This window comes from Bacillus sp. AFS002410, assembly GCF_002556365.1.
Classification (GTDB): Bacteria; Bacillota; Bacilli; order Bacillales; family Bacillaceae_G; genus Gottfriedia.
Map to the genome: position 1 here is coordinate 1 of NZ_NUEU01000046.1, position 16154 is coordinate 16154.

A 16154-nucleotide genomic window follows, 5' to 3' on the forward strand; every position below is an offset into this window, starting at 1 on the left:
ACTTTCTTGACTGAAGTCCAATCTCTATCCAAACGGAAATCCCCCAAAAAAAAAGAAGTCCCATAAGTACAATGACTTACGAGACCTCTATTTACTAAATTAGTTATTAATATACTTCTCAAATACGTATCCGAAATCTTTAACTTTATATTGCTCTCTAGAATTCATTAACCATTCAAAAGCAGCTTCGTTAATTTGTTTGAAACTATTTACTAAACTATTCTCAGCTGTAGTAACACGACCTAATGTTGTAGAAGCAATTTCAATACTTTCCTTAGCATATCCAAGTGCTTTTTCATTTTCATGGCTAATCTCGGCGATTGTTAGTAAAGCTTTATATAAATCCTTTAGTGCTTCAATATGTTTTTTATGAACATCAATTGAGAACTCTTTACCACCGATATGAAACTTAATTTCAACATCTAAATCAATTGTACCAGCAGTTTCAAGCACTACGTGTGAAATTTTATGTGTGTGATAATTGTAACGGTGTAGCGTACGCTTCTTACTAATTGCACTCGTACCATCTAAATGGATTAAAGCCTTATTTGTAAAGCAGTACTCATCTGATTTAGATTTTATTAAAAAATAAATTTTTTCATTATCTTCATGCATTACATAATCGTCAGAATCAACCTTGTCATAATTCTTCGGTTCAATAACACTACCAACATCACTTAAACCAAGCATATCTGCAGCAACTTTACCAAACATATATTACTCCTCCTCATTGGGTCTGTGTATGGAATATCAATACTAAAGGAAATGAATAGCTGTTTCCTTTTCCATTTTATCACCCATTTATCTATTTCACTTCTAGACATAATAAGTATACATATTTATTTTCAAATAGTCTTTCATTATCCTGAATGTCAGGAAAAACTTCGACCGTTTCCATCTTGTCAACTGCATCTACAAATGCTCCAAGAATAATTTCCTTATCCTTTTTGATTTCTTGTTTCTTAAATATGGTCCCAATTGTTGAAATATTTGTCTCATGAGGCTGCTTGTATACCGTTTGAACCGTACTATTATTTTTAGCGCCTGTTGAAATAGTAGTATTCCATTCATAATTTCGTTTTGTATCTAATTGAAGTTTTCGTTTAAATGAAAGATAAAATGTTTTTCCTATATCCTTTTTAGAGATAAACATGCCTGAATCTAAAATTGTCTGAGTTAGTTTTCCATCTTCATACACTTTCACTTTCATTTTAATCTCTTTTAACTGATTAACATTTCCAAATTTCAATTTATATAATGCAATTTGATCAGGATTTTCCCCTATTCTCTTGACTACGTTTTTCTCATAATTAGTCATCTTATACGATTCAACAACATTATTTCCACTTGCAGTTGAACGGTTACTTATTACTTCCCGATTACAACTAACCAAAAAAACAAATATGGCTAATATTAAAAATATTTTTTTCAATCAAAATTATCCTCCTTAATCTCATACTCCTAAAATTCTTACTATCACTGTATTCCCTGTTTTTCCGTTTTTTCCCTTTTTTGCTATTTTAATTTTATCATTGAACACTCTACCCGTTGCAGACTATAATTAGATGGTGACTGTTTAAATTCCGTTCTAAAAAGAACATAATTATATAAAAATGAAAATATAGAAAAGGTGTCGATCAATGAGTATTTTAACTGTAAAAAACTTAAGTCATGGTTTCGGTGATCGTGCGATTTTTAACGATGTATCATTCCGTTTATTAAAAGGAGAACATATCGGGCTGATTGGTGCGAATGGTGAAGGTAAATCAACTTTCATGAATATCGTTACTGGAAAATTACAGCCAGATGAAGGTAAGGTTGAGTGGTCTAAAAAAGTACGTGTAGGTTATTTAGACCAACATGCTGTTTTACAACCAGGAATGTCAATTCGCGACGTATTAAAAAGTGCGTTCCAATATATGTTTGATATGGAAAATGAAATTAATGAGTTATACATGAAAATGGGAGATGCAACTCCAGAAGAAATGGAAAAAATGCTTGAAGATGTAGGAGTTCTTCAAGATACTTTAACAAATAATGATTTCTATATTATTGATGCTAAAGTTGAAGAAATTGGTCGTGGTCTAGGATTAGAAGATATCGGACTTGATCGTGATGTAACTGAACTATCTGGTGGTCAACGTTCAAAGGTTCTTCTATCAAAACTTCTTTTAGAAAAACCAGACATCCTATTACTAGATGAGCCTACTAACTATTTAGACGAGCAACATATTGAATGGTTAAAACGTTATTTACAAGAGTATGAAAATGCATTTATTTTAATTTCGCATGATATTCCATTTTTAAATAGTGTTATTAACTTAATTTATCATATGGAAAATCAAGAATTAAACCGCTATGTTGGTGATTATGATAATTTCAGAGCAATTCATGAGATGAAAAAATCACAATTAGAATCAGCATATAAACGTCAACAACAAGAAATCTCTGAACTGAAGGATTTCGTTGCTCGTAATAAAGCTCGTGTTTCTACACGTAATATGGCAATGTCTCGCCAAAAGAAACTGGATAAAATGGATGTAATTGAGCTTGCACGTGAAAAGCCAAAACCTGAATTCCAATTTAAACCAGCCCGTACTTCAGGTAAATTAATATTTGAAGCAAAAGATTTAGTGATTGGTTATGACGAACCGCTATCTCAACCATTAAATCTACGTATGGAACGTGGTCAAAAAATTGCTTTAGTTGGGGCAAATGGTATTGGTAAAACGACGTTAATGCGTAGTTTACTAGGCGATATTAAACCAATTTCCGGTGAAGTTGAACGAGGCGAATTCCTTCACATTGGATATTTTGAACAAGAAGTTAAAGGTGATCATAATAAATCTTGTATTGATGAAGTTTGGGACGAATTCCCTTCTATGACACAATATGAAGTACGTTCTGCACTTGCAAAATGCGGATTAACAACTAAGCATATTGAAAGTAAAGTTGCTGTATTAAGTGGTGGGGAAAAAGCAAAAGTTCGTTTATGTAAGCTAATTAATCAAGAAACAAACTTACTTGTACTCGATGAGCCTACAAACCATTTAGATGTAGACGCAAAAGAAGAACTAAAACGTGCATTAAAAGAGTACAAAGGAAGCATTTTAGTAATCTGTCACGAGCCTGAATTCTATGAAGGTTTAGTTACGGATGTATGGAATGGTGAAAACTGGACTACTAAAGTATTTTAATTTAGATAAAGAAAGAGCCCGAAATAATTTTCGGACTCTTTTTTATTTCGAATTTATATCCTAAAGTGAAATTTTTTGACTAAGCTGAGTAGTCCACTCACGAGGATGTTTTCTTTTCTTTGTACCCTTTGGCATTGTATTTATATATCCAATATGAAGAGCACCTAATATTTTTCGATTTTCTGGAATCTCCATCTCTTTATAAAATTGCTTATCAAAAATATAAGGATTAGTTCGCCATACCATTCCAATATTCTTTTCCCAAGCCGCTAATTGTAAATTTTGAACAAATGCACAAGTTGCTCCGATTGCTTCTAAATTTCTCTTTTCATTGTCTGAATGATCTGTCGTTATGATTAAATGCATTGGTGTATCAATAATATATGACTTGAAAAATTCAGTCGATTTTTTAATTTTCTCAACTGTGTATGTTTCAGTTAATTCCATTCTTTCATAGCTTTCTACAATTTTCGAAGCATAATATTCTCTTTCTTTTTGCTCTGAAATCATAATGAATTGCCAAGGCTCTTCTTTACTATGGAAAGGAGCATAAGATGCTGCTTCAAGTAACTCCATCAAAACTTCCGGATTAATTGGATCTTTTTTTGTATCTCTAATTGTTCTTCTATTTTTAATAAAATCTAATATCGACATTGAACGTTATTCTCCTTAGTTTCTAAATAATCTTTATATTTATTATAAATGTAAATGATAATCATTTTCAATAATCTTTTCGTTTTTTAACTATTTTCTTACACTTTGTTTTTATGATCGTGAGTTTGTTAAATACTTCCCACGTATTTCCATAAGTATTTATATGTAGTAAAGTTTGGAAAGACTGTGTTTAAGTTCAGATCAAAAAAGAAAACAGGTATTGAAGGATAATTTCTTCAATACCTGTTTCTATTACATTTCTTTTGGAGCACGAATGCCTAATAATCTTAATCCTTCTTCTAATATAACGGAAACAACTTTTATTAATGCCAATCTACTTTCAAGTTGATCATCATTAGTAAGAATATGTGTATTTCCATAATATTTATTAAAGCTTTGAGCTAAGTCAATTGTATATTTTGCGATTACCGACGGTTCAAATTGTTCGAAGCTACGTGAAACTTTATTTGGAAACTCAAGAATCTGTTTGATGATGTCCCAACTATAAGAATCGTCAAGTCCCTCTTGTTTACTTACATCATACGATGTTGCTTTTTCTAAAATTGAATTTGTTCTAGCAATTGAATACTGTACGTAAGGTCCAGTTTCCCCTTCAAATTTTAACATCTGTTCAAGTGAGAATTCGATGTTGTTCATACGATCATTTTTTAAATCTTGGAAAATGATTGCACCGACACCGACCATTTTTGCAACTTCTTCTTTATTTTTTAATGTAGGATTTTTATCTGCAATATTTTGACTTGCTAAACTAATTGCTTCCTCAATTACCTCTTCTAATAGAACAATTTTCCCTTTTCGTGTAGACATTTTTTTACCATTTTGTAGGATTAAACCAAATGGTACATGAACCATATCTTTAGACCATTCGTACCCCATTTTGTTCAAAACTGTAAATACTTGCTCAAAATGTAGCGCTTGTTCTCCACCAACTACATAGACAGCCTTATCGAAATCGTACGTTTCTTTACGATAAAGTGCTGCAGCTAAGTCACGTGTAGCATATAAAGTTGCACCGTCAGATTTTCTAATTAAGCATGGTGGTAAATCTTTTTCAGGTAATTCAACAACATCGGCACCTTCTGATTCGACCAATAAATTTTTCTGTTCTAGAAGATCAATTATTCGGTCCATTTTATCATTGTAGAATGCTTCTCCGTTAAAGTTATCAAAATTTACACCTAATAAATCGTATACTAACATAAATTCTTTAAGTGATTCTTCACGGAACCATTTCCATAAATGTAATGCTTCTTCGTTTTTCTCCTCTAATTGCTTAAACCAGCTTCTAGCATCTTCCTCAAGTTGAGGCTCTGTTTCAACTTCTTCATGAAATTTAATATATAATTTTAAAAGCTCTTTAATTGGATTCTCTTTTACAGCGTCTTGATTACCCCACTGTTTATAAGCTACAATCAATTTTCCAAACTGTGTTCCCCAGTCCCCAAGGTGATTAATTTTTACTGCTTTATAGCCATTTTTTTCTGCAATTTTAGCAATCGAATTTCCAATCATTGTAGAGCGTAAATGCCCCATTGAAAATGGCTTTGCAATATTAGGAGAGGAACAATCAATCGCAACTGTTTTCTCATTTCCATCTATTTGGTTGCCATATTCCTTACCTTGACTGAGAACTAAATCAATTACTTGTTTACTTACTAGTTTTTTATTCAAAAAACAGTTTACATACGGACCGTTCGCTTCAACCTTTTCAATAAGCTCGTGTTTAATCAATGGTGCAACTTCATTGGCGATCATTACAGGAGATTTTCTTAATGTCTTTGCTAATTGGAAACAAGGAAATGCCAAATCACCTTGATCTGCATAATTCGGTTTTTCAATCAGTACGTTGATTTCAGTTATGTTTAATACTCCATTTAAAGCTTTTTCGATTTGTTCACTATACAAATTTACATAATTCATATTTATCAATCCTCTCTCAAAATAAAAAACCCGTCTCTATCATAAGAGACGGGTTTAAATAATCCGCGGTACCACTCTAATTGTTCAAATATATTGAACCAACTTTAAAATTTGTTAACGAGGTCTTCCCCGGCAAAGTCCTACTACTATTTCAGACCGCTTTTCCGAAGTGCGTTTCATCTTATTCGTCTATTAGGCTTTCACCATCCCTAACTCGCTTAAAGAATAAAAATAAGATTACTCTCTTCATCTAAAAATTTCCAATATTCATTTTTATCATTTAACCATATTCATTCTAGAATTTCAATATTAATCTTATTTTTGAACTCGATGAATAGCACCTTTTGTTGACAACCTTAATAACATAGAAATTGAGGTGGAATACATGAATAAAAAACCAATAACGTTAAGCCTTTGTATGATTGTAAAAAATGAAGAAGCTGTGCTTTCAAGATGTTTATCTTCTGTATCTACTATAGTAGACGAAATCATAATTATTGATACAGGTTCGACAGATAAAACAAAAGAAATTGCTAAAAAATTTACAAATTTAATTTATGATTTTACTTGGATAAATGATTTTTCAGCAGCTAGAAATTTTGCTTTTTCAAAAGCTACGAAGGACTATATAATGTGGCTTGATGCAGATGATATTGTTAATGAAGAAAATGCAAAAAAATTACTTAAATTAAAAAAGACACTGACTAAAAATGTCGATGCTGTTGGAATGAAATATCATCTTGCATTTGATGAAAACGGAAATCCAAGTTTTAGTTCTGTACGAAATCGAATTGTTAAGCGTGAAAGAAAATTTAAATGGGTTGGATTCGTACATGAATATTTAGAAGTTTATGGAGAAATTATTCAGTCAGATGCTGCAATCATTCACCATAAAGACAAAGAATACTCTGACCGCAATCTAAAAATTTATGAAAACGCAATTGCCTCCGGTAAAGATTTAAGTCCTCGTGACAAATACTATTATGCAAATGAATGCGTTGATCATCAGCTATATGAAAAGGCAATTGAATGGTATGAATTGTTTCTATCTGAAGGAAAAGGTTGGTACGAGGATAATATTCAGGCTTGTGGAAAAATGGCAGACAGCTATCTGTTTATAGAAGAATTGGAAAAAGCGATAAATAGTTGTCTAAGATCTTTTTCTTATGATGGGCCACGAGGAGAAAACTGCTGTCGATTAGGATTTATGTATCTTCAACAAAATGATTTTACACGCGCAATTACATGGTATAAGCTTGCTACTCTTGTTGATGTACCAACAACTAGTCCTTTTATAAACCAAGCATGCTACACTTGGTTACCAAACCTACAATTATGCCTCTGCTATAGTCGATTAGGAGATCAAGAGACCGCTAAAAAACATAATGATATTGCTGCAACCTACGTTCCTAATAATCCTTCTGTTTTACACAATCAAGAATATTTCCGCACTTACTTTAAAAATAAATAAAACACCCCTAAAATTCATTCTTCCTCTTACTCCTTTACGAATAGCTTATTTTGGATATTATTTCACTACTAACTAATGAGACGAATGAAGCACTATATATCGTTAAATGAATGGTCTATTGCTGATAGTATGTAGAATTAATGATTCAAGCTTATTCGATAGTTATAAATTTATCCAAATGAAATAGAAAAGGGTGATAATTTGATTACAGTTAGCTTATGTATGGTTGTACAAAACAACGAAGCTATAATTGAAAGATGTCTTAATTCTGTTACGAATATAGTTGACGAAATTATCATTGTTGATATGATGTCAAACGATCGAACAAATGAAATCGCAAGAAAATTCACTGACCAGATTCATCTTTTTGAAGATGACGATGAAGTAGCTGCATTAAATTTCTCAAAATCACTGGCTACTAAAGACTTTATTCTTTTACTAAATCCTAGCGAAGTTTTGCTTGAAAATGATCGTTTAAATCTCATCCATTTAAAACAGTCACTACGAAATGAGATTTATAATATAGTTGTCGATTATCAAGTTGGATGGGATGAAAAAAATAGACAAAAGATTAGTAGAGTATTTAAAAGATTAGATTCAAATACTCAAACGATGAATTCAACAAATGAATATACTCCTGAATCTGTACAACTTACTAAACTCGTCATTACTGATCTACCTCTAACTCAAAGTACTCAAAAAAATCTTCAAATGTATGAACAAATGTTAAATAATAAAATCATTTTTACTTCTATGGATTTGTTTTATTATGCAAAAGAGCTAAGTTCAAATGCTCAGTATGCTCAATCAATTAAGTATTTCTTACAGTTTTTAAGATCAAACCAACAATTTGAAGAACATAATATACTCGCTTGTAACTATATAGCTAATTGTTATCATGAGCTCAATCTGAGTGAACTAGAAACTACTTGGCTATTAAAAGCACTTAAACACGGTAATACTCATCCTGAAACTTGTTGCAGATTAGCCTATTTATTTATGGAAAAAAATAAAATGGATTCAGCAATTTATTGGTACAAGGAAGCAACACAAAACAAAGTAAACGAAAAATTAATTAATCACAATCCATCATGCACTTCTTGGCTTCCACATTTACAATTAGCTGTTTGCTATGACAGAATCGGTGAGTATTTCCTTGCAAACCATCATAATGAATTAGCTTATCAATTTTATCCAACTCATCCAAGTATTCTTTCAAATCGCGAGTATTTTTCAACACTCATAAATAAAGGCAGCTGAAGGTAACTCAGCTGCCTTTTTATCATTTTTTCCTGATTAGCATTAACATATAATATATTTCAAGATTAGTAGTTAATTGATTTAGATTAAACCCAAAACTATGAGCTAAGTGGACAACTTCTTCAAAAAACAACTTAATATTTACATCAACATTTATATTTTCATTCTGTTTCGAAATCATTTCAAATTGTTCAGGTGGGAATAGTGTATTTATTGTTAACGGTGTAAAAAATCTAATTTGATCTTTTTTTAGGATCCCAGCGTGAATATAGTTCCATTGACCTTGTAGTAATTGAAAGAGCACTTCTCCATGTGAGACATTCGGGACTCTACAAATAATTGAGCCCGTTGGTTTTAATAGTTTAGTGATTTCTTTTACATAATTCCAAGGATCTTCAACTTGATTCATAATATTATCAATTATTACTAGATCAAAAAACTCTTCAGGATAGCTATCTGGCACTTCGTTAATAGCAATTGAATCCACCCTATTATAAAATTGCAATGCAATCGAGGATAATTCTGCATCAGCTTCTGTACCATATAAGTCGCATCCATATAGATTTCTTATTTCTAGTCCTGTTGCTCCAGCTGTACAACCAAGCTCTAATATGTTTTTAACACCAGCAGATACCAAAGCAATAATCTCATTTTTTGGATACCCTATATCAATTAAATTATCTCCCCATTTTTGAATATATTTCATTCTGTTTTCTATATATAAATGTGTTATGTTTATATCACTATTTCCATTAAATGTCATATGTCCGTAATGATGAACAAATGAATCTAATGCAATATGCAACTCATATCCTTCTAAAATAGTTCTTAAACAAATATCATCATCTTCAAACGAACCAAGCTTAAACCTTTCATCAAATCCGATTAATTTTTCTATTAATTCCCGTCTTACTAATAAACAAAAACCTACTAATCGCAGCACTTGCTTAGACATACCTTTTACGTTTGCACAATACTTTAATGAAAATTCATTAATTTCCTGATCGTTTTGATAATCAACATTGATTCTCTGCAAACCGCTCACATAATTACTTACTGGTCCAACCATTCCAATTTTTTCATTACTGTATAAAAGTTTGAGCATTGCATCTAACCAATTTTCTGTAACAATCGTGTCATTATTTAAAAATAACAGACTATCTCCTGTTGCGACTTCAATTCCTTGATTACATCCTTTAGCAAACCCCATATTTATCTCATTTAAGATTGTATTAAAGGAAGGTTTACTTTTTAAATATTCTCGTGTTCCATCTGTCGATCCATTATCAACAACAATAATTTCAACTTCATCTTCTTTTGTATACTTTGCAAGGCTATCAAAGCACTTTTTCGATACTTCGAGTTGATTATAAGTTAATATAATAATACTAGTTTTCATTGTAAACACCTTCTTAAAATCTCACTCATTCAATTTTTGCCTCTCAACTTTCTAAATCACATACATTAATTAACATATTCAAGTGCAGATTATTTGGTCAGTACAAATTCAATACTAAAATTAATAAAAAAACCTCATTAACTATTCGAATAGATTACTATTGAATAATTAATGAGGAAGTCGCTATCTTAAGATAAGCTGAACATCTCTAAGTGTGGTAGTTAAACAATACGGTGAACTGACCAACTGATGCCTGATGAATTGTTTCCACCTAGAGTAAGCGGTATAGTTAATCCGTCAGCCTCATAGAAGAGACCAATCACATCTCCCGCAGTTAATTGTAAGTCGCTAACGATTGTGACTGTTCCATCACCAAGAATAGCTCGTAGATTCAGGACTAGTGCAACGTTTACATCTAAGATTGGTATTAATCCACTTAACAAATCAGCTGTTGTAGGTGTTATTCTACGGAACACAAATGAAGGATTTACCCCTGCTCCAAGTGATACTGTTAATGTTGCAGTTGTAGAGTAACTAATTGTTGCTTCAAAAGTATATCGTCCATTTGCTGGGACAGTGAAATTACCAGTTGTTGGATTAAATGTTGTTCCATTGAAGAATGGGCTTGTCACACTCCACCCCGTTAACTGAGTTGTAGTTGCTGTATTAAGCGCTGGTAAAAATGCTGAGAAGCCTTCAGAAAGTACATTTGGACCTGTTGCTCCTGTTGAACCTGTCACACCTGTTGCTCCCGCTGGACCTGTCGCTCCGTCTGCTCCTGTTGCCCCTGCTGGGCCTGTTGCTCCCGCTGGACCTGTCGCTCCGTCTGCTCCTGTTGCCCCTGCTGGGCCTGTTGCTCCGTCTGATCCTGTTGCCCCTGCTGGGCCTGTTGCTCCGTCTGATCCTGTTGCTCCGTCTGCTCCTGTTGCTCCCGCTGGACCTGTTGCTCCGTCTGCTCCTGTTGCTCCGTCTGCTCCTGTTGCTCCTGCTGGGCCTGTTGCTCCCGCTGGGCCTGTCGCTCCGTCTGCTCCTGTTGCTCCCGCTGGACCTGTTGCTCCGTCTGCTCCTGTTGCTCCTGTTGCTCCCGCTGGACCTGTTGCTCCGTCTGCTCCTGTTGCTCCTGTTGCTCCGTCTGCTCCTGTTGCTCCTGCTAGACCTGTTGCTCCCGCTGGACCTGTCGCTCCGTCTGCTCCTGTTGCTCCGTCTGCTCCTGTTGCTCCTACTGGGCCTGTTGCTCCCGCTGGACCTGTTGCTCCTACTGGGCCTGTTGCTCCCGCTGGGCCTGTCGCTCCGTCTGATCCTGTTGCTCCTGCTGGACCTGTTGCTCCCGCTGGACCTGTTGCTCCCGCTGGACCTGTTGCTCCCGCTGGACCTGTTGCTCCTGCTGGACCTGTTGCTCCTGCTGGACCTGTTGCTCCTGCTGGACCTTGTGGACCTGTTGGACCTTGTGGACCTGTTGGACCTTGTGGACCTGTTGGACCTTGTGGACCCGGAGGAGCCGGTGGCAATGTTGGACCTGGTGGGCCTGGTGGTATTGGTGCTCCTGTCGGGCCTGTTGGACTAGGTGGAATTGGGAATAATGGTGGATTTGGTGGGCCTGGTGGGCCTGGTGGTATTGGCAAATAGATACACCTCCAAAAATATTTTGACGTACACTTTATATTATTTCGAAATAATTAATAGGATTGGATTTTATCATTAATTTGTTAATATATTTACAAATAAAATAATAGAATATAGGTATTTAGGTTAAATCTATGAATCAAATTTACTAGAATTAAGTCCATCTATCTGAATAAAATTTTACCGATATATTTTTCATTAATTATGAAAGCTATGTATTTTTTATTTAGACTCTACTAAGTTTAAATGTTGATTTTTGAAAAAAAGAAAAAACCACAATTTAATTGTGGTCAGGTCTTTTCTTTATCCAGCTAACTCCCTGCGTTAATTTATAAAACTACAATTCATAAACACATCTTCTATTAGTTTAATATTAATTCTTTCTTAAATACCTTTTGTGATTTAGTGTTTTCGAAACCAATCCTTTTATAAAAAATAAGGGTCTCTACTCTAGTTTCATTTGTCCTTACTCTTATTTCCTTATACCCCAATGATTTTGACCATTCTTCGCATCTTTCAACTAGAATCTTACCAATTTTTTGACCTCTATAATTACTGTCAACGATCAAACCGCCAATCTCAATATAAGGTGGGGACTCAATCAAATATCGTCCGTGAGCATGAATCCATCCAATAAGCTTGCCTTCTAGTTGTGCTACAATTACAACATGATCTTTCTGATCTAATATTTTATTTAATCTTTCAATGACCTGATCTTTTTGGACATTGTAACCTAATTGACATGATAATCTACCAATTTCTGAACTATCATTTGTTGATGCAATTCTATATATAATCTCCATATTACACCTCTGATTTTCCTTCATTTAACATATTTTCTCTAATGAAATCCAATTTAACTTCTTCAAGTGAAACAGCTTTATCTAGTTCTTTTACATATTTTTTTCCCCTGTTAAGTTACTAACGTTATAAAAATTTTAATTTATTACTACAAATCCAACAATCCTCTTATACTAAAAAACTCCTATTTAACACAAAAAATGACTTTTCGACCGATCGTGTTGTTCAACTAAAAAATCCGTTATTAGTATAACCCCATGGCTTCTTTAAGCTTTACATACTGTCTAAAAATACTTACCCATTACTTACTTAATTTCATAAAGTTTCATTTAAGTAGGCTACTAGGAATACACCAAGTTTTAACCTTGAGCATAAACTGGTTATTAGTCTAATTTTCATAAGGGGTGAACTTAAAATTATGGAATATTTACGACAAACAGCACCCTATGGCTCGAATCCATTAGGTATTCAAAATTGTATGTATCGTTTTACGTATTTGTGGCTTAAAAACGGAGATAATTTTTGGTTCTTTTTAACGACAGTAGCGGAATCAAATATTTATGGCTATAGGTTTTTCGGTGGAAGATGGAATTTTTATTCGGTTGCTTTAAGTGAGATTGTTTCCTTCCATTGTTCTCCCCCAACTCCAACGCCATATTAAAAATCGGCTTCCGAGCTTTTTTTAAAATCACAGTTCGATTTTTAATTGCTTAATACTTAAAATGAAGTCGAACATCATCGACTCCTAAATTGGTTTAAGCAATGCACTAGTTCCAAATTTATTCCCCCATGATGTCTTTTCCAGAAAGTATAATATCAGAATTATTAATGAGTATATCTAAATATAAATCCTAAAATAAAAATGGAAACTGGCTAAATTCAGCTCCCATTCTTATATAACGATCGCACTTTAGATTATTCCTATTTATTCCACATGTCACTTTCTGAAACTCTTATCGTAGAACCATTTCATTCAAATTTACCATTTACTTGAACCTTATCTTTATTTCTATATTTTTTCCTATTCATAAATACTACTAATGGACCAGTACAAAAAAATAATACCTGTAATAAAAGAACATATAATTTATATTTATGAAATTCCGGACCAACTATAATTAATGCCATAAAAAGTATGTAAGAAAATACAATTACTAGATTTTTTGTTAATTTCATAATATTATCATCCTGCCTTAATGAAGTTGTGAAGCGACATTGAAAAATAGTACTTTTAAGCAGTTTTGACCTTCAACAAATTTTTGCTTTATTACATATGAATCATGTAGTTAGTTTTAATTATTTCTTCACGTTTGATGTATTTTTTGCTGAGCCTGTAAATGGATTGATTTCATAAGTTAAATCTCTACCTGCTTCTTTTTCTTCTTGATGAATTCTTTTTCCTAACGAAGAATAATACCAAACCCATGCCCCTAACGATAAAATAACACCGATTGTTGATATCCAAAATGTCATTTATTTTCCCTCCAAAAAGTTCCAAAGTGAAACATGAATATGTTTATTCTCTTAAAAATATATTCGTTTTATACTTAAAAGAATCCTTTTCTACTGCAACTGTACTGCCAAGAAAATCACCAATCTACTTAAACAGAGCCTTTCTTTAATAGAATTTTATTGAATAAATAGTTTACATTCTTTTAGAAAAAAAACTCTACTTACTAGATTCAATTTCTATCAATGATAGGCAATTATGATCTAGTTTAGTAGAGTCAAAACTTTATTTATATTTAATTATTTTCTGTTAGTTTATAGCTACTCCTGCGCTAGCATATCCAGTAACTACATTAACTAGGCTAAGACCACTTGCAGTTGCAGTATATACCATCATTAAACGCGTTTGTGCTGGGACTACAATTGATAGACCTGTAGCAATACCGCTAGTAATTTGCCCTATTGAAAGTGGGCCTGCTAAAGCTGGTAATGTGACACTTGCACCAGAAATTGGTGTAAAGTTATTGTTATTTATCGGTGCACTATATAGTTGTGCAGTAACCGTAATACTTGTTCCTAAAATATTTAAAGCTACTACATTACTATAAGATGCAGAAATGGACGTAATAATACCATCTCTAGGCATTGAGAATGCAAAATCAAGAATCTCAGTAGGCAATCCCGTTCCAGTTAAATTAATCGCTGGTCCAGGTAGTAATGCAACATTTGGAAGTGAAATTCCAAATCCTACAAGACCAGCTGTACTAGCTACACTGACTCCAAGAACGTCTACTGATGCCATCGCAATTGGTGCTCCTGACGCAAAAGGAATAATTGCACCCGTGCCTGGTATACCAGCTGAACCTGTTGCTCCTGCTGCTCCTGCTGGGCCTGTTGCTCCTGCTGGGCCTGTTGGACCTAATATAATTACAGTTGGTGCTGTTGGTCCCATTGGACCCATCGGCCCCATTGGTCCCATTGGCCCTAGAGGACCCATTGGACCCATATGACCTCTCTTACCTCTCTCTCCGTCTTCTCCTTCTTTACCTCTTTTTCCTCTATCCCCTTTTGGTCCAGTTACACCTGTTGGACCTGTTGGCCCAATAGGACCTATAGGACCTATAGGACCTATTGGGCCAATAATAGACTGTGATGGCATAGATTGTTGTGAAGATTCAGACACTGCTGTATCTGTAGTTTGTGGAGTATCTGGTTGATTTGGTTCTTCTGATGGTTCTGTGTTTTGTGTAGTATCTGGCTGATTTGGTTCTTCTGATGGTTGTAGTGGTGGTATTGGTGGTAGTGGCAAAAAAATACACCTCTCTAAAAATTTTAATTGTACAATTTATTGTATAAAAAAAGGACAAATTGGTTCTTTTAATTCAAAAAAATGAGTAAAAAACCTGTACAATTCAATCATTATTTAAATATAATAAATCCCCTTTCAAAAAATTAAGTGTTTTTTGCAAGCCAGAATAAATGAATTTATATAGAAAACATTTTTTCTAATATAATATTTTTCAAATATCAATTATATTTGCCCAAACATCTAAATAGCTTGTCTCATAAAATAACAAGAATAATATTAGGTGGTGAAATGATTGAATAAAGAGGATAAATGCAAAAAATGTGATCACGACCAAGATGATTGCAAATGCAAAAACAAATGCAAAAATTGTAAACATAAAAATTGCAAATGTAAATGCAATTGTAAGAAATGTGATCGCCATCATGATGATTGCAGATGTCATGATAAATGCAAGAAATGTCATCGCGACCATGATGATTGCAGATGTCATGATGATCGATGTCATGATTGTGGAAAAAGAAATTGCGGATGTAACGTAAAACAAAATGTAAACGTTTGTGTAAATGTAGAAAATAATGGGGCTACAGGAACCGGACCTGCTGGTGCTACGGGCCCTACTGGCGCTACTGGTGCTACCGGCGCTACTGGTGCTACTGGCGCTACTGGTGCTACGGGCCCTACTGGTGCTACCGGCGCTACCGGGGCTACGGGCCCTACTGGCGCTACTGGTCCAACTGGTCCAACTGGCGCTACTGGCGCTACGGGGGCTACCGGTGCTACTGGTGCTACCGGTGCTACCGGTGCTACTGGCGCTACCGGTGCTACTGGTGCTACGGGTGAACGTGGTGCTACGGGGGCTACTGGCGCTACGGGGGCTACCGGGGCTACCGGGGCTACTGGTGCTACTGGTGCTACTGGTGCTACTGGCGCTACTGGCGCTACGGGTGAACGTGGTGCTACGGGGGCTACCGGTGCTACGGGCGCTACGGGTGCTACTGGTGCTACTGGCGCTACGGGTGAACGTGGTGCTACTGGTGCTACTGGCGCTAC

The 16154-nt window shown here is 34.5% G+C and carries 14 protein-coding genes, 1 pseudogene and 1 other annotated feature; of the genes and pseudogenes, 5 read left to right on the forward strand and 10 right to left on the reverse strand.

All coding sequences use genetic code 11. The features are described 5' to 3' along the window. Positions 1–99: 99 nt before the first annotated feature. Complete coding sequence (locus CN692_RS19040) at positions 100–714, reverse strand: PH domain-containing protein (RefSeq protein ID WP_098120725.1); 615 nt, start codon at positions 712–714, stop codon at positions 100–102. A 91-nt stretch (positions 715–805) separates the two neighbouring features. Continuing rightward, positions 806–1432 carry a hypothetical protein gene (locus tag CN692_RS19045; RefSeq protein ID WP_098120726.1) on the reverse strand — a complete coding sequence of 209 codons (627 nt, stop codon included), beginning with the start codon at positions 1430–1432 and terminating at the stop codon, positions 806–808. 208 nt (positions 1433–1640) lie between these two features. Between CN692_RS19045 and CN692_RS19050 the strand changes: the two genes are divergently transcribed. After that, positions 1641–3197 (forward strand): ABC-F family ATP-binding cassette domain-containing protein, encoded by a 1557-nt coding sequence (locus CN692_RS19050; protein WP_098120727.1) that lies wholly within the window; start codon positions 1641–1643, stop codon positions 3195–3197. A gap of 60 nt (positions 3198–3257) precedes the next feature. Here the strand turns inward: CN692_RS19050 and CN692_RS19055 are convergent, their stop codons facing one another. Continuing rightward, entirely contained in the window at positions 3258–3851 is a 594-nt protein-coding gene (locus CN692_RS19055; protein WP_098120728.1) for a nitroreductase family protein, read from the reverse strand. 252 nt (positions 3852–4103) lie between these two features. Beyond that, entirely contained in the window at positions 4104–5792 is a 1689-nt protein-coding gene (argS, locus tag CN692_RS19060) for an arginine--tRNA ligase (RefSeq protein ID WP_098120729.1), read from the reverse strand. Between the two features lie 41 nt (positions 5793–5833). Beyond that, positions 5834–6054, reverse strand: a binding site (T-box leader). 123 nt (positions 6055–6177) lie between these two features. Here argS and CN692_RS19065 point away from each other — a divergent pair. Both CN692_RS19065 and CN692_RS19070 read left to right on the forward strand, forming a co-directional pair. Beyond that, positions 6178–7263, forward strand: a complete 1086-nt coding sequence (locus CN692_RS19065) for a tetratricopeptide repeat-containing glycosyltransferase family 2 protein (protein WP_257144079.1) — start codon at positions 6178–6180, stop codon at positions 7261–7263. A gap of 201 nt (positions 7264–7464) precedes the next feature. Then, entirely contained in the window at positions 7465–8523 is a 1059-nt protein-coding gene (locus tag CN692_RS19070) for a glycosyltransferase (protein WP_098120730.1), read from the forward strand. 22 nt (positions 8524–8545) lie between these two features. Here the strand turns inward: CN692_RS19070 and CN692_RS19075 are convergent, their stop codons facing one another. The 3 genes from CN692_RS19075 to CN692_RS19085 all read right to left on the reverse strand — a co-directional run bounded on the left by CN692_RS19075 (position 8546) and on the right by CN692_RS19085 (position 12348). After that, complete coding sequence (locus tag CN692_RS19075) at positions 8546–9922, reverse strand: glycosyltransferase (RefSeq protein WP_098120731.1); 1377 nt, start codon at positions 9920–9922, stop codon at positions 8546–8548. A gap of 221 nt (positions 9923–10143) precedes the next feature. Continuing rightward, positions 10144–11544: a hypothetical protein gene (locus CN692_RS19080; RefSeq protein ID WP_218923562.1), complete on the reverse strand. Its 1401-nt coding sequence runs from the start codon at positions 11542–11544 to the stop codon at positions 10144–10146. A 363-nt stretch (positions 11545–11907) separates the two neighbouring features. Continuing rightward, positions 11908–12348 (reverse strand): GNAT family N-acetyltransferase, encoded by a 441-nt coding sequence (locus CN692_RS19085; protein WP_098120733.1) that lies wholly within the window; start codon positions 12346–12348, stop codon positions 11908–11910. 416 nt (positions 12349–12764) lie between these two features. Here CN692_RS19085 and CN692_RS19090 point away from each other — a divergent pair, with 416 nt between their 5' ends. Further along, positions 12765–13007: a transporter gene (locus tag CN692_RS19090; protein WP_098120734.1), complete on the forward strand. Its 243-nt coding sequence runs from the start codon at positions 12765–12767 to the stop codon at positions 13005–13007. 308 nt (positions 13008–13315) lie between these two features. Here the strand turns inward: CN692_RS19090 and CN692_RS19095 are convergent, their stop codons facing one another. The 3 genes from CN692_RS19095 to CN692_RS27060 all read right to left on the reverse strand — a co-directional run bounded on the left by CN692_RS19095 (position 13316) and on the right by CN692_RS27060 (position 15104). Continuing rightward, positions 13316–13522, reverse strand: coding sequence for a hypothetical protein (locus CN692_RS19095; protein ID WP_098120735.1), 207 nt, complete (start codon positions 13520–13522; stop codon positions 13316–13318). A gap of 120 nt (positions 13523–13642) precedes the next feature. Beyond that, positions 13643–13819: a hypothetical protein gene (locus tag CN692_RS26255; protein WP_179874486.1), complete on the reverse strand. Its 177-nt coding sequence runs from the start codon at positions 13817–13819 to the stop codon at positions 13643–13645. Between the two features lie 286 nt (positions 13820–14105). Continuing rightward, positions 14106–15104 (reverse strand): exosporium glycoprotein BclB-related protein, encoded by a 999-nt coding sequence (locus CN692_RS27060; protein WP_306659909.1) that lies wholly within the window; start codon positions 15102–15104, stop codon positions 14106–14108. Positions 15105–15690: 586 nt separating this feature from the next. Between CN692_RS27060 and CN692_RS27225 the strand changes: the two are divergent. Further along, positions 15691–16154 (forward strand): annotated as a pseudogene (locus tag CN692_RS27225) (hypothetical protein); the annotation flags it as partial.

Coding starts and splice junctions, on each gene's coding strand:
- CN692_RS19040 (WP_098120725.1), bottom strand. CDS start 714: ATGTTTGGTAAAGTTGCTGCAGATATGCTTGGTTTAAGTGATGTTGGT.
- CN692_RS19050 (WP_098120727.1), top strand. CDS start 1,641: ATGAGTATTTTAACTGTAAAAAACTTAAGTCATGGTTTCGGTGATCGT.
- CN692_RS19055 (WP_098120728.1), bottom strand. CDS start 3,851: ATGTCGATATTAGATTTTATTAAAAATAGAAGAACAATTAGAGATACA.
- argS (WP_098120729.1), bottom strand. CDS start 5,792: ATGAATTATGTAAATTTGTATAGTGAACAAATCGAAAAAGCTTTAAAT.
- CN692_RS19065 (WP_257144079.1), top strand. CDS start 6,178: ATGAATAAAAAACCAATAACGTTAAGCCTTTGTATGATTGTAAAAAAT.
- CN692_RS19075 (WP_098120731.1), bottom strand. CDS start 9,922: ATGAAAACTAGTATTATTATATTAACTTATAATCAACTCGAAGTATCG.
- CN692_RS19085 (WP_098120733.1), bottom strand. CDS start 12,348: ATGGAGATTATATATAGAATTGCATCAACAAATGATAGTTCAGAAATT.
- CN692_RS19090 (WP_098120734.1), top strand. CDS start 12,765: ATGGAATATTTACGACAAACAGCACCCTATGGCTCGAATCCATTAGGT.
- CN692_RS19095 (WP_098120735.1), bottom strand. CDS start 13,522: ATGAAATTAACAAAAAATCTAGTAATTGTATTTTCTTACATACTTTTT.
- CN692_RS26255 (WP_179874486.1), bottom strand. CDS start 13,819: ATGACATTTTGGATATCAACAATCGGTGTTATTTTATCGTTAGGGGCA.